This is a genomic window from Acinetobacter gerneri DSM 14967 = CIP 107464 = MTCC 9824, from assembly GCF_000368565.1.
Classification (GTDB): Bacteria; Pseudomonadota; Gammaproteobacteria; order Pseudomonadales; family Moraxellaceae; genus Acinetobacter; species Acinetobacter gerneri.
Map to the genome: position 1 here is coordinate 264,851 of NZ_KB849545.1, position 13,299 is coordinate 278,149.

A 13,299-nucleotide genomic window follows, 5' to 3' on the forward strand; every position below is an offset into this window, starting at 1 on the left:
GAATAATGACCGTATTGGATTACGAAAAATAAATAGGATACATATGACTCAAGCAGCAAAAGCCGATCTGATCCATATCTCTGATGTGGCAGCACGAATACCCAAATTTCTAAATAAAGTACCCAATCTTCTGACTGGGCTTAAACAAGCATATTTGAGAACACCCAACACCCCAGCGGGCTTAGGTCTGGCTTTTGAAAAAGCAGTCAAACGTAATCCTTTAGGGGATGCACTCTTATTTGAAGATCAGCGTTATAGCTATCAAGAACTCAATCAATGGGCAAACCAGATTGCACATTACTACTTATCTAAAGGGGTTAAAAAAGGTGATGTCATTGCTGTCATCATCGAAAACCGCTCCGAGCTTGTTGCGACGATTGTTGCATTAGCTAAAATCGGGGTGACCTCTGCTCTAGTCAATACTTCGCAAACAGGTAAAGTACTTACACATAGTGTCAATTTGGTTAAACCTGTAGCATTGATCGTGGGTGAAGAATGTCGTCAAGCAGTTGATGATATTCGCCAAGATTTAAATATTGATGAAAATCACTTCTATTGGTTTGCAGATCAAGCAACCCGTGAAAATGCAGGCACAGCACCACAGGGTTATCACAACCTTGCTGAAGTGATTTTATCTTTCCCAATGTTTAACGTTGCAACCACGCAAACTGTAAAAGGTAAAGATGGGCTCTTTTATATCTACACCTCAGGCACTACAGGTTTGCCTAAGGCTGTGATTTTCACCAATAGCCGCTGGACGCTCGCATACGGCACATATGGACACATCTTAGGTCTGAATGAAGATGATGTCATGTATGTCACTCTACCGCTCTACCACGCGACAGGAATGGTCGTATGCTGGTGTGGTGTGATTGCTGGTAGCTCTGCCCTTGCTATACGCCGAAAATACTCTACATCGGCATTCTGGGACGATGTACGCAAATACAAAGCCTCAGCGATCGGATATGTTGGCGAACTATGTCGTTATCTCATGGATGCACCTCCTTCAGAAAGTGATCGTGCTCACCGCGTCACCAAAATGATCGGAAATGGTATGCGCCCAAATATTTGGAGCAAATTTAAAGAGCGTTTCGGTATAGAAGAAGTTTTAGAGCTTTATGCATCAAGCGAAGGAAATGTTGGATTTAGCAATATTTTCAACTTTGACAATACTGTCGGCTTCTCACCTACTCCTTATGCCATTATCCAGTTCGATAAAGAAAAAAATGAACCCGTGCATGACAGCAAAGGTTTTTGTAAAAAAGTGGTCAAAGGTGATGTCGGTTTGTTGATAGGTAAAATTACCAGTCGCTCACCATTTGATGGCTATACAGATGAAAAAAACAATACGTCTGTGATCATGAAAGATGTCTTCAAAAAAGGTGATTCTTACTTTATTACAGGCGATTTAGTTCGTGATATTGGCTTTAGACACGCTCAGTTTGTCGATCGTTTGGGTGATACCTTCCGCTGGAAAGGTGAAAATGTATCAACAACAGAAGTCGAAAATATTTGTAGCGAATATCCAAAAATTGTTGAAGCCGTTGTTTATGGCGTCGAGATCCCAAATACCAATGGACGTGCAGGTATGGCAGCCATCACTTTACAAGATGGTGCTGAGCTGAATGATCAAGATTTAACAGATATGGTCACTAGCTTTAAGAAAGACCTACCGCCTTATGCCGTACCCGTGTTCTTACGTGTACAAAAAGTCGTCGAAACTACAGGTACATTTAAATATCAGAAAAATAAACTGAAAGAACAAGCCTTCGATCCGAACAAAACTAGCGATCGTTTGCTCGTTTTATTACCTGGTCAAAGTGCTTACTGTGATATTTCACCTGAAATATTTAGCAATATTGAAGCGTATAAATACCGTTTTTAAGCCCATTTTGTACATTTTTTGATTATAAAAACAAGATTTGCCGTATTTATAATCAAACGTAAGTAAATTTTGCAATTTTTACTTGCGCTCGTTTCAGATGTTGCTACAATACGCAACATCAAAACGAGATGGGTCGTTAGCTCAGTTGGTAGAGCAGTGGACTTTTAATCCATTGGTCCCGCGTTCGAGTCGCGGACGACCCACCAAGATTCTAAAAAAAGAGCCTGTCGTTTTGACAGGCTTTTTTTTATTTCCAAGACGCTCCTAAACTGTATTATGATCAGTACAGTACCTAATATGGTTTAGCCTCGCCTTTACGTTGTATGTTCTACTTTGAGTGGAACAGTATTGTTCAGGGTTGTTAGCTCAGTTGGTAGAGCAGTGGACTCTTAATCCATTGGTCGAGGGTTCGAGCCCCTCACGACCCACCAGATTTTTAAAATAAAACGATAAATCTCCGAATCACTTTTATACTCAAATTATTTTTAGTACCCATCACTCACGATACTTCTCCCCCACTCTGATATAGCACATATAGACGCTTATCGTGTGGTCTAAGACATACCTCCCTTTATCTAAGAGATATGTGAATATAAATTTAAAACCGATACTCGAGCCTTAAACTTACATTGTGTTTGTCGTAGCTATAGAGCCAATCAATATTACTCAGGTTGTTATTATATTGATAAGTCAAATTTGGAATCACACCATAAAATTGCCATCGAGGTGCTGACAGTACCACTGTATAGTTTTGTTCAAAATCATGACGGCGTTCACCGCCTAAAACTTGATTTTGTGTTGCATATTGACGCCATCGAAAAGAACTAAATGCTGTTGCATTAAAACCAGTATTCCATTGTTTGGAAAATCCAAAACGTATGCCTTGCTGTTGGTATTGATTAAAGATTTTTTCTTTGCTTCGATGATCCGTAAAATCCAGACCAGTAAAGACTGTCCAGTTCTGAGGTAATACTTTCCAGAAAGTGCTATAGACCGAACTTTCAAGACCACTTTGAGTCGAATATTTTGTATTGTTAATGTCTTTTATTTCTGTTTCTAATTTAAATGCTTTGTCATGTCCAAGAAAATGCATCCACTCTAAATGCCCGCCCCAAGCATTTGAAAATGTTTCATTGCTATAACGTCTATGCTCATAAACAGGGGCGACTAAGATTTGATTACGTTGATTTTGAAAGCTATACCCTGCATTTAGATTGAGTGTCATTTCATTAAAATCTTTATGCCCATCAAAAACACGGCCATAAGCAAAGGCTTTAAGTGCCAAGCCATGATTTTCTTGCAGTGACCATCGTTTACTCAAAGTTCCCTCATAATCAAAGGCTGTCGCATCAATTGGATCAGGTGTACCGCGTGTAATTTGTATCGGAATAATATTGCCATTTTGGTCTTTGCCAAATGTCGTCCAAGTTGTTGTTTTCTCGGTCGCACTATTGATATTGGTTGCATAACGTATACCCAAATTGATAGAACCCTGCCAAGCATCACGTTTTTTCAAACCATCTAGATATATATCAATCGCATGATGAATATTTAACAGCGTAGGATCGACTGTATCCCCCAATTGATGTTTAACTTGTTCAAAGAGCTGTTTAGCTTCATTATTTTTTTGTCTTTCGGTATAGAGTCGTGCCAACTCCAATTTGATCATCGCATTTTGCGGCTGTAAATCTAGTGCCTGTTTAAAATCATGCTCTGCTTGAGACAAGTTGCCTTGCACACGTTGCAAAGCACCTTGTGCAAAATAAACCAAAGAGGGATCATGATCGTTTAGTTTTAAATAATGTTCCAAATATATACTGGCTGCTTGCCATTGTTTTTGCATCACTGCAATGTATAAAGCTCGTCCAAGTTCATTGCTATTTTTCTTCACTTCTATTTTTTCGCCATCAATGACCATCGTCGGTAATTGATCTTGCTTTTGCTGTTGAAGCAAAGGTTGCTGCTGTTGTTTTTTTTGTTGTAATAATTCTTGATCCAATCGAAAACGTGTATCGTCATCTGCTGCATGAAGTATGGATGAACTCATCACTAGACAAATTAAACTTATTTTTTTCAAAACACACTACCCTTTTGGCTATGCAAAATAAAGAAAGACCTGCTTAATGCAAGTCTTTCGTTTAGGGTCTGTTGACATTTCAAATTGGTTGCGACGATGAGTATTTTTTAGGTGACATGAGGCGTAGATTGAGAAATTTAGTCATTTAAATGATCAAGCTACAACGAAATAGCATCAAAAAATACTCTCGTCCCGAAGGGTTGTGGCTAAAATGATCTCAGGCTTCGTTACGAAACTTGAAAATGGTCTCGCCATTCTCTGCATTTCGTGCCTTGCCTGCTCAATTTTAGCCAACAACGCAATTCAGTTATGAAATATCAACAGACCCTCATCTAAATCTTATTTTGAACCACCAAATGCAATGTCTTTTTTACTGTCAGCAAAGGTAGCAATACCCGCTAAATCTTGTTGATTATTGAAGAATTGCCCAGATACCTTACCAGCCGTTGCATTTAAGTTTGCACCTGACCACGAGGCATTATTACCATTAATTTTAGCATCACTCCCGATACTGGCTGTACCAAGATTGAAGGTATCAGTGCCATTGCTTAGGGAGCCTGTCAACGTACTCGTCGCAAAGTTTGCATTGTAGCTACCGGCATAATAATTACCGCCATTTAAGCCTGAAACGGTATAAGTTGCCGAACCTGTAGATGTAATACTGCTATCGGCATTATTGCCAATATAAAATACCGTATGTGTTGCAGGATCAGCCTGCTTGGTATAATTTCCTGCGCTGTCTTGACCCTCTTTCGCCCATTCACCAAAATAAATGTCTTTAGCACCTACTTGTTTAAAATCCCAGACACCTAAACCTTGATGTGAGCTAACAGGAATATCTGAACCTGCAAAATGATATACACCGTTTGCATTTGCGCCAAAAGCTTTTAAATGAGAGAAATCCATCGGTGCATTGCCAAAAGAACCCTGAACACCAACAGCTACAGCCGTATCTGAAAGGATTAAACCAAATGACTGACTCTTTTCTCCACCAATCGCAGCATGTGCAGAACCAATAACACCAAGAGTCGCAATCACAGCACAAGAGATTTGTTTAAGTTTCATGTTAGTACCTTTAAATATTTTTTAATTTTTAGATTTAAAAATTATTTTTAAATCAACTTATAAACATTATTATTTGATGCTTTCACATTTACTTGCTTGATTGTGAAATGGAAAGATCATGGATTAATGTTTATCGCAATATATGATAACGATAATCATTCTCATATATTGCTTAAATTAAAACTAATCTAATTATTTTAATTTAGCAAGCATTATTTATAATCAATTACAATTAAATATTTTAATCATATTTTTATTAATACACGCAAGCTCAGCTATTTTATACCCATAAAATAGCTGATTATATATTTAAGTTTTTACTCAATTTTATAATATAGCTTAAGCCAATAATATAAATATAAGCATTTAAAACATAATATAATTAAAACTTATAACTTAACCCCATTTTTAAAGTCCGCCCTGGTGCAGGCAATGCTGTACGGCTAATCGGATCGAGATAATACTGATTGGTAATATTCGTTCCAATCAAATCAAGAGATAAACTTTCATTATGTTGATAATGTGCATACGCATCTACCGTCCAAGTATCACGCCACTGTAAAGGCTGGTTAAACCATGAAATATCTTGGACATTTAAATAGGGATTATTAAATCCTTCAAAATAAGCGATCCGCGTGCCTAGCTCGAGTTTATTGTCAAATAATCGTGTGCCCAGCGTTAAATTGGCTTGATACTCAGGCAATGCCATATTGACTAAGTAACCCGTCTGAAAGCCATAATCAACGCAAGTTACTGCAGCACCAGAGTAAAGCATTGATTCTTTATTCGCGGTTAAGCCTGAGCTTTCATCACAAACTTTATTTTGCTTATTCCAGACTAGAGACAAGTCACCAAATATTTTTCCATTATCATAACGTGCAGCAAGTTCCCAACCTGCTATTTTTTGCTGATCGACATTGCTAAATCTTAAGCGATTATTTCGCTCTATAACATCATCTGTTTTATTATTAAAATAGGCGATTTTAATATCAGCAACGCCTTGTTTTATTTTTAACAAATCCACCATATTATAGACATAAGCAAGCTCCCAGTTATGGGCATGCTCAGGTTTTATATCATATCCAGATTGAGATGCTGAAAACCCCAGTGTAGTTTCAAATAAACTCGGTAAACGATATGCTTCATTATAGTTTACATAAAAACGATTGTTTTCATTTAACTGAATGGTCGCTGATAATGCAGGCGCCCAATTTTTATGGTCTTTTTTCTTTTTAACTTCACCATTTTCTACAATTTGATTTGAGTCAGACGTATATATCCCTGGGCGGTATTTATCATAATAAACACCATTACTAGGATTACGATCAACTAAATCTAACTCATCTATTTTAATGGTGCCATTTAAAAAAGGATTCGTGGCTGCTGTATATTTTCCATATTCATCTGGAGTCCAATACACCACTCGTTTATACGTATTCGGTTGACCAAGTTTATTTTTGGCATGGAAATCATTTACGCTAGCGAGTTGATTTCGTACTTCATCATCCAACATTTCTTGAGTGTAGTTATCTACGTGTACTGCATAGACGATTTTTTTGCCGACTTCCTTTGTATATGAACTTATGCCTTTTATATCTGGGTTATTCTTATTATTGTTTAAAAAATCATCAAATGACCAATATGAAACCGACTTAGCCCCCGCTGTTAAACTCAACCATGAAGTCGGTTGCCAATCAAAATTGAAATAATACTGGTTTTCTGAGCGGCGCCCTGCTCTTGGCAACATTCTAAAATTCACTTGTGATGAAGTCATATCATTGACGTATTCATCCTCAGTCGTGAGTTTTTCTTTGGTTATATCTGCCCCCACAGTCAAGTTTAAGTTATCCATTAAACCAAACTTGTTGGTAAAACTCGCACCTTTTCGTGTATTTTGTGATGAGGTATAAGCCGTGTCTCGTATGATAAAAGATTGCTTCGGATTGCGATCCGTACCATACATATTTGTATATACTTTACACAGCTTTTGATAGTTTTCCAGCTGGCTTGGGGTTAACAATGATTCATTAGGATGACAAAAGGTATAAACATTATCAAAACCACCCAAGACCGTATTTACAAATCCGCCCGAACTATAGGTTTTTGAATCCGTATCCGTCTGCCAAAGATTCATTTTCAAATTGAGCCAACGGCTATTTTCTGGATTGATTTTGTATTCTAGGCTATAGCTTTTTGTATCGACTTTACTCAATGGCCATTGTGGCAAACCATCCAAGGTATACCACCAAATACGCGATGGCATGATTTCACCATAAGTCGTACTTGAATCCCGATAAGTTAATTGTAGTGCTTGGTCATCGGTTGGTCGCCATGTCCCTTTGAGTAAATAGGATTCCATTTCATTTGAAGTGTTGCTGACTTCACTATTGGCATGAAAATATTTCGCCATGTTTGGAACCATGACATTGTTATTTTCTTTTATATTTTCATCCTCAAAAAAACTGATTCCCCTTTTCCCAGAAAAATAATTTCCGCGACTTCGATAAGCATAGGCTGCCAATAAGTCAAAACTATCTTGCTTGGTCGCCAATGCTATTCGATAAGCCTGATCTTGAAGGCTTAAAAAGTTTTTATCGGAACGATGCTTTGGATCAATAGAGGTCAAAGGATCTTCATAGACGTTGGTCCAGCCTGTTTTGCCTAATTGATCCATCACATCACGATAATCTTGACCTGCATAAGAAAGTGGGAGGCGTTCTTTTGTTGTATTATTCGCCCCTTCTATTTTTATTTCAGCGCCAAAGCTTTGCCCCGGCTTGATAATGTCATCAACTTCCAATGTCTTTGCTGAAACACCGCCCGCTATCCCCGTTTTAATATCACTATTGAGTGATGAACCTTTGACGACTTGAATTGAACTGATCAAGTTAGGATCAATATAGCTACGACTATTTGCCCCATTATAGCCACGCCACACTGTTAGAGACTGTTCTGTGCCATCAATCATCACAGGTACGCGTCCTTGTCCTTGCATGCCTCGTATGTTCGGATCTAAAGCGCCACTATTACGCGCATCGCCACTATAAACATTGGACATTCCCTTAAATAAATCAGACGGCGTTGTTCCTTTAAAACGCTCAATCAGATCTTTACCTGCATATACGCTCGAAAAGTTTTTGTTATATACATCCTCATATCCCTGAGTGTCACGATCAACCTCACTAAAGGCAGTGATTGGTTGTAGTTGAACCAAATCTGATTCTTGAGCAGTAACATCATGACTTGAAGAATCTACGGATTTTTGTGGTGCTGTGGCAGGTGAATTTTCAGCTTTCTTTTCGACAATGGCATAAACATTCCCTTGTTTTTGCACTGTTAAATTTGTGCCTTTCAGCATGGTATTTAATGCATATTCAACAGAAACATTGCCCTTGATCGCAGGTGCAATTTTATGGTTTAAAATCGGTCCTGCTGAGATGATTTCAACACCGCTTTGTTTTGCCAATTGTTGAATAGAAGATTGCAAAGGCTGACTCGGCAAATTCAATTCAACATTTTGAGCAAATAATTGGGTAGAATATAAAGTTGCAACGATCATCAGACTCAATGTTTTCTGTCTATATCTGATCTTTTGTTTGCTCGACTTTTCCCGCTGTAGATAAATCCCCATTTAACTCTCGCCTTTATAAATAATGATTCTCATTTACAAAGACGTTTGATGTAGGAAAAATGTAAACCTAAAAATTTATTTTTTTTCAATTTCCCAAATATTTTCAGACGATTTACTTACCTTCACCTCTGCGACATAAGGTAAAACCTGCATAAAGTTCTGATAATTTTCAGCCTTAAACTGCCCACTGATGGGTAATTTTTTAAGTGTAGGATCGGAAAGTTCAACCTTAAAATCGCTATAACGCTGAAAGTTTTCCAATGCATTAGATAAAGGCGTTTGATTGAAAATAATATGTCCTGTTTGCCAAGCTTGAACCATATCTAAATCGACATGCAGTATTGGGTTTAATTTTTCATTTTGATTACTTAATGACTGACCTTGCTTTAAGTGAATCATGCCTTTTTTGTCACCCAAAATCCCAACAGCAACTTCCCCTTGCAACACGCTAACAGAAGCATCTGCTGCAGAGAGCTTTTGCACATTAAAAATCGTACCAATATCAACGATATGCATCTTGCCGGCATTGACCTGAAAAGTCCGCTCAAAATAGCCCGAAAGTAAACCTTGAGCATGTGCGACATGAAAACTCGCCTCACCCTCTTGTAAAATGATGTCCCGACTACGTATTCTTTGTTGAACCAAGATTTTACTCTCAGTATTGAGCATGATCTGACTTCCATCAGATAATCTAATCGTCTTTTGTGCCCCACGTTCTGTAGTCACTGTATATTGTTGATAACTCGGATTCACGCTATACAATCCAAAACACATCGCGCAAATAGCAAAAAGCGCGCCGCCGATATATTTTTGCTTCAGCTTGCGTTGTTTAGCACGCTGTAAAATCGCATCCTTACTGGGAATATTCGGTAAAATATCATCTTCAAAACTTGCCAACATTTTTTGAATATCATTTAAATGTAGCGGTTGATTATTTTTATTGAGTTTTTTCGGATTCATAAGTGTCCTTTTCTTCTAAAAAAATACTGCTAAAGGACTGCAAAGCACGGGTAAAATGTTTGATTACCATCGTCCGTGAAATCCCCATTTGTTCAGCCGTATCCACTTGTGTCATGCCATAAAACTGGATCAATAAAAAAACATCCTGACAAGCAGGCGGTAGCTCATTGATCTGCTTTAAAATGAGCTGAGTATATTCTTGTCGAATAACACACAATTCTTGCTCCGAAAATGCTTTGTCCTCTTGCTCAGTGTTTTGCCATGCAACTTCAATTTCATCATGTTCGAGTACATCAAAATATTTTTGATAGTTTTTATCTTTGCGCAAATGATCTAAAGCAATATTGCTGCTCACTGTTTTTAAGAAAGCAATCGGATGGATCAAATTTATAAACTGTTCTGGGCGTTGAAATACCCGCAAATACGTTTCTTGCACCACATCTAAAGCAATTTGTCGATTGCCTATTTTACTACTGATATAATCCACGAGTTCATCATAGTGCTTCACAAGATTGCTGTTTTGGGAGAGTACAGAATCCTTCATCGCCTTCACCAGACAGATAAAAATGATTCTTATTATCATTTAAAATGTTTTTATTTTCAATTATCTTTTCATGTTCCTTTTCTTTTAAAAAATTAAGTTAATATCAATTCATAAACTCGTTTACTAAGCTTTCAACCACATCCAGAGTTGCACCATCAGCATAATCAAAATAATCACCGCCACAGCCCAAGGATGAGGCACTGTGAAAATTAAAATACACGCCGCAATACTCATACTCACTAAGGAGAATATTTTAACTTTACGCGGTAGTTTTCTCTCTTTTTGCCATTGCTCTAAAATAGGTGCAATGACACGATTATTTACAATCCATGCATGCATTCTCTTTGAACCTTTTGCAGCAAAAACAGCCGCTAAAAAGTAGAAATCAAATGCAGGTAATCCTGGTACAACTAGCCCAATCGTACCGAGGATTAAACAAAGCCAAGCTAAAAAAATACACATCCAACGAACAAAAATATTTTTTGCCAATTTATGTTCATTTAACGGTGTGGTCATTTTCATCTTAGACTCAGCTTGTTTCATAAAATTTCTACACAATGCGTGAATCGCACTTTATTTCAGTTCTTTTAATTGGCTTAATAACTCACCGAAACGATGAAATCCTTGCATTGCTCCTTCGATAATGAGCTGCTGGTCCTGCTGAGAAAAATTTGCATCATCTAGCGTTTGTTTAAAACGTTTCCATACAATTGCTCGTCCTTCAGGATATGCAGCCAGATTTCTTGCAGCAAAATCTGCGCTATAGCCAAATTTTTCTTGTGCTGCTTTAAATAAAAATGCCGCGCCAAGCGTTGATCCTTCAGATACATAAATCCAGCCTAAAGACTGAGGATATTGCACCGATTCTGTCGCAATCGTGCTCAGTGCAGGTTTGATTCCCAAATCCGCCAAATCTTGTAATGCCGCTTCTGAACGTCCACGAACATCTAAGTCAGGAATCAATTGTTGAACTTGTGAATCTTCATATAAATGTTCAACATCTTTTTGAAAATAGTATTGTGAGAGTGTGAACTGTCTATAATTATCTTTATTTTCAAAAACCTCAGCCTGTGCCATCAACTCTTCCATACGGTCATGCAAAAAAGCTGTTTCTTGCTTTAAACGTTGCATGAGACTTGTTTCCATGACTTTATCAGTTGCTGCATTCATCGCCTTTTCCTCTTTAATTGTGCTTTCTATATATGTAGACGTATAAGCAAAGCAAAATGTGCATCTTGCTCTGTAAAGAAATGTAAAACAGTATCATCGAATATTTGATTTTTTATAATGTGATCCAGAATCATATGGGATCAATTGGCAATAGGTCTTTCTCTTGCTTATGCGAAAGAGTTAGATACAATCATTGAGGATCATTTGATATCAAATGTATTTAAGGAAAATCAGCTGGAATAAGCAAATTTGCGAGGAAGAATAGAATGACCGCTAATATAAAAAAATAGAGTGATGTTTTTCTATTTACATTTTTACAGTATTTAATGATGTGAAAAATGGAAGGATTAATTAAAATCAATAGAGCGAACACTAAACTGAAAAGTGATACATACCCAACTATTAAGAATGCATACCATTGAAATGATTCAATTTGCATAAAAATTCCTTAGTTAATCAAACGATCAAGAAAACCTTTGTTATTTGAATCTAAAATTATTTTTCCATTTTTATACACTATATATTTGATAAACATAATTTTACTGTTTTAATTTTTCTTTTAAATCAAACATTTCCGATCAAAGAGATGTCTTTTAATCGCATCTCTTAAAATATACCTACACCATCCTTTTACTCAAAAGCCTAATCATCATATTTGGTCAAAGTATAAGAACGCTCAGGCGCGACATGCCCTGCGGCAAAGAAAGCGATATTCTCAGGAGAACCCCTTAAGATTTTTTCACGCTTCATTTGAATGGTTTGGTCATCTTTGACGTTGTAATAGAAATTTACACCCTCAGCACGATGCACAATAATCTCATTGGTTTCAGCATTATATTCCCAAGTATCTTGATGGTTATAATCAGAAACTACAGGTGCTTCTGCGCCTGAAATATCATTGCTCACTCGTCCAAAATACACAAAGGTGCGATATGCAGATCCATCAGGTAGCAGATTGATAATAAATTCTGCATTACCATCTTTACACTTTGCAAATAAATCATAGCAACTCATCTGGGTGTGATAACGCCCTGCATAACGACGATCAAGCACTTTGACCACTTTGACTTCATTGGTCGCTGTCGCAGGCAAAGTCGCTTGGCCAGCAACATCACGTAGCTTAACCCCATCTTCGGGATTAGATGTACTTGTTGCAGCAACATTCTGATTTGCTTTATTTGACATATCATCGCTACAAGCACCAAGTGCAAATACAATGAACGCGCCTAGAATGAGAGAATAAATAGGAGAATTACGCATCGAAGCTAATAGATAACCTAAGAACGAAAATTAATTCAAAAAATGCAAAATTTTAAAAATCTGAGTTTGCATAATTTTTTACTATGATAGTATTTTTTATACTAAGCACATAATTTTCCTCAGCTCTTTTTACAAAAGTATAAAAAAAATACATGTTTTGATATCATGAATAAATCGTGTAGGCTTTTTTACATGGGCTCAACAAAATGCTTTTTTACACGGCTTTTATTTTCCCAAAAAAGCACTATATATTCATTATGAGTGAATTAATTTGAACTCGATGAATGTGAATTTTCACTTTTTATTATTGGTTTTTTAAGGAGACCTCAATGACCAAATCAGGTTTATATCGTTCTAACCGACAACATATGATCGCCGGTGTTATGGGCGGTATTGCTGAACATTTTGGTTGGAATGCAAACTTACTTCGTCTGATCTTCGTGATTGTTTCATGTATGAGTGCGGCTTTTCCTGGGATCTTGGTGTATTTAATTTTATGGTTCGTTATGCCAAAAAGAGAAAATTCTCCTCTTGATGCGCCTTATAACGATCAACGCCCGATGCGTACTGTAAATCAAGATCAATATCATCACTAAAATGTGCCAAACGATGATCATTTAGAGATCAAAATACGTTTAGCTTTGATGATTGATAAAAATTTCTCCCCGTTCCTAAAGCAAAAAAAGCGATGAATATCATCATTCATC

Annotated in this window: 10 protein-coding genes and 2 tRNA genes; 4 read left to right on the forward strand and 8 right to left on the reverse strand. The window is 37.1% G+C overall.

The features are described 5' to 3' along the window. Window positions 1-43 precede the first annotated feature (43 nt). From F960_RS16285 to F960_RS16295, 3 genes are all read left to right on the forward strand, one after another. A complete protein-coding gene (locus F960_RS16285; protein WP_004867622.1) occupies window positions 44-1,885 on the forward strand; it encodes a long-chain-acyl-CoA synthetase in 1,842 nt (613 codons plus the stop codon). Window positions 1,886-2,015: 130 nt separating this feature from the next. Then, window positions 2,016-2,091, forward strand: a tRNA-Lys gene (locus F960_RS16290). Window positions 2,092-2,240: 149 nt separating this feature from the next. Further along, a tRNA-Lys gene (locus F960_RS16295) sits at window positions 2,241-2,316 on the forward strand. A gap of 167 nt (window positions 2,317-2,483) precedes the next feature. Here the strand turns inward: F960_RS16295 and F960_RS16300 are convergent. The 8 genes from F960_RS16300 to F960_RS16345 all read right to left on the reverse strand — a co-directional run bounded on the left by F960_RS16300 (window position 2,484) and on the right by F960_RS16345 (window position 12,592). Continuing rightward, window positions 2,484-3,962, reverse strand: a complete 1,479-nt coding sequence (locus F960_RS16300; RefSeq protein WP_035373473.1) for a surface lipoprotein assembly modifier — start codon at window positions 3,960-3,962, stop codon at window positions 2,484-2,486. A gap of 339 nt (window positions 3,963-4,301) precedes the next feature. Next, the gene (locus F960_RS16305; RefSeq protein WP_004867627.1) at window positions 4,302-5,027 is read right to left on the reverse strand and encodes a Slam-dependent surface lipoprotein; all 726 of its coding nucleotides are present in this window, start codon (window positions 5,025-5,027) and stop codon (window positions 4,302-4,304) included. Window positions 5,028-5,409: 382 nt separating this feature from the next. Beyond that, on the reverse strand, window positions 5,410-8,658 hold the full coding sequence (locus tag F960_RS21620; RefSeq protein ID WP_004867632.1) for a TonB-dependent receptor: 3,249 nt from the start codon (window positions 8,656-8,658) through the stop codon (window positions 5,410-5,412). A gap of 75 nt (window positions 8,659-8,733) precedes the next feature. Then, window positions 8,734-9,618, reverse strand: coding sequence for a FecR family protein (locus F960_RS16320; RefSeq protein ID WP_004867635.1), 885 nt, complete (start codon window positions 9,616-9,618; stop codon window positions 8,734-8,736). Continuing rightward, the gene (locus F960_RS16325) at window positions 9,596-10,162 is read right to left on the reverse strand and encodes an RNA polymerase sigma factor (protein ID WP_004867636.1); all 567 of its coding nucleotides are present in this window, start codon (window positions 10,160-10,162) and stop codon (window positions 9,596-9,598) included. The genes F960_RS16320 and F960_RS16325 overlap by 23 nt, the downstream gene beginning before the upstream one ends. Before the next feature lie 123 nt (window positions 10,163-10,285). Then, window positions 10,286-10,705 (reverse strand): YbaN family protein, encoded by a 420-nt coding sequence (locus F960_RS16330; protein WP_020846809.1) that lies wholly within the window; start codon window positions 10,703-10,705, stop codon window positions 10,286-10,288. A 30-nt stretch (window positions 10,706-10,735) separates the two neighbouring features. Continuing rightward, the gene (locus F960_RS16335; protein ID WP_004867643.1) at window positions 10,736-11,332 is read right to left on the reverse strand and encodes a biliverdin-producing heme oxygenase; all 597 of its coding nucleotides are present in this window, start codon (window positions 11,330-11,332) and stop codon (window positions 10,736-10,738) included. 642 nt (window positions 11,333-11,974) lie between these two features. Then, complete coding sequence (locus F960_RS16345) at window positions 11,975-12,592, reverse strand: hypothetical protein (RefSeq protein WP_004867647.1); 618 nt, start codon at window positions 12,590-12,592, stop codon at window positions 11,975-11,977. Window positions 12,593-12,921: 329 nt separating this feature from the next. Here F960_RS16345 and F960_RS16350 point away from each other — a divergent pair, with 329 nt between their 5' ends. Beyond that, window positions 12,922-13,188 carry a PspC domain-containing protein gene (locus tag F960_RS16350; RefSeq protein ID WP_004867650.1) on the forward strand — a complete coding sequence of 89 codons (267 nt, stop codon included), beginning with the start codon at window positions 12,922-12,924 and terminating at the stop codon, window positions 13,186-13,188. Window positions 13,189-13,299 lie beyond the last annotated feature (111 nt).

What these genes read in the sequence shown, in the direction of transcription:
- F960_RS16285 (WP_004867622.1), top strand. Translation starts at nt 44, where the DNA reads ATGACTCAAGCAGCAAAAGCCGATCTGATCCATATCTCTGATGTGGCA.
- F960_RS16305 (WP_004867627.1), bottom strand. Translation starts at nt 5,027, where the DNA reads ATGAAACTTAAACAAATCTCTTGTGCTGTGATTGCGACTCTTGGTGTT.
- F960_RS21620 (WP_004867632.1), bottom strand. Translation starts at nt 8,658, where the DNA reads ATGGGGATTTATCTACAGCGGGAAAAGTCGAGCAAACAAAAGATCAGA.
- F960_RS16320 (WP_004867635.1), bottom strand. Translation starts at nt 9,618, where the DNA reads ATGAATCCGAAAAAACTCAATAAAAATAATCAACCGCTACATTTAAAT.
- F960_RS16325 (WP_004867636.1), bottom strand. Translation starts at nt 10,162, where the DNA reads ATGAAGGATTCTGTACTCTCCCAAAACAGCAATCTTGTGAAGCACTAT.
- F960_RS16330 (WP_020846809.1), bottom strand. Translation starts at nt 10,705, where the DNA reads ATGAAACAAGCTGAGTCTAAGATGAAAATGACCACACCGTTAAATGAA.
- F960_RS16335 (WP_004867643.1), bottom strand. Translation starts at nt 11,332, where the DNA reads ATGAATGCAGCAACTGATAAAGTCATGGAAACAAGTCTCATGCAACGT.
- F960_RS16345 (WP_004867647.1), bottom strand. Translation starts at nt 12,592, where the DNA reads ATGCGTAATTCTCCTATTTATTCTCTCATTCTAGGCGCGTTCATTGTA.
- F960_RS16350 (WP_004867650.1), top strand. Translation starts at nt 12,922, where the DNA reads ATGACCAAATCAGGTTTATATCGTTCTAACCGACAACATATGATCGCC.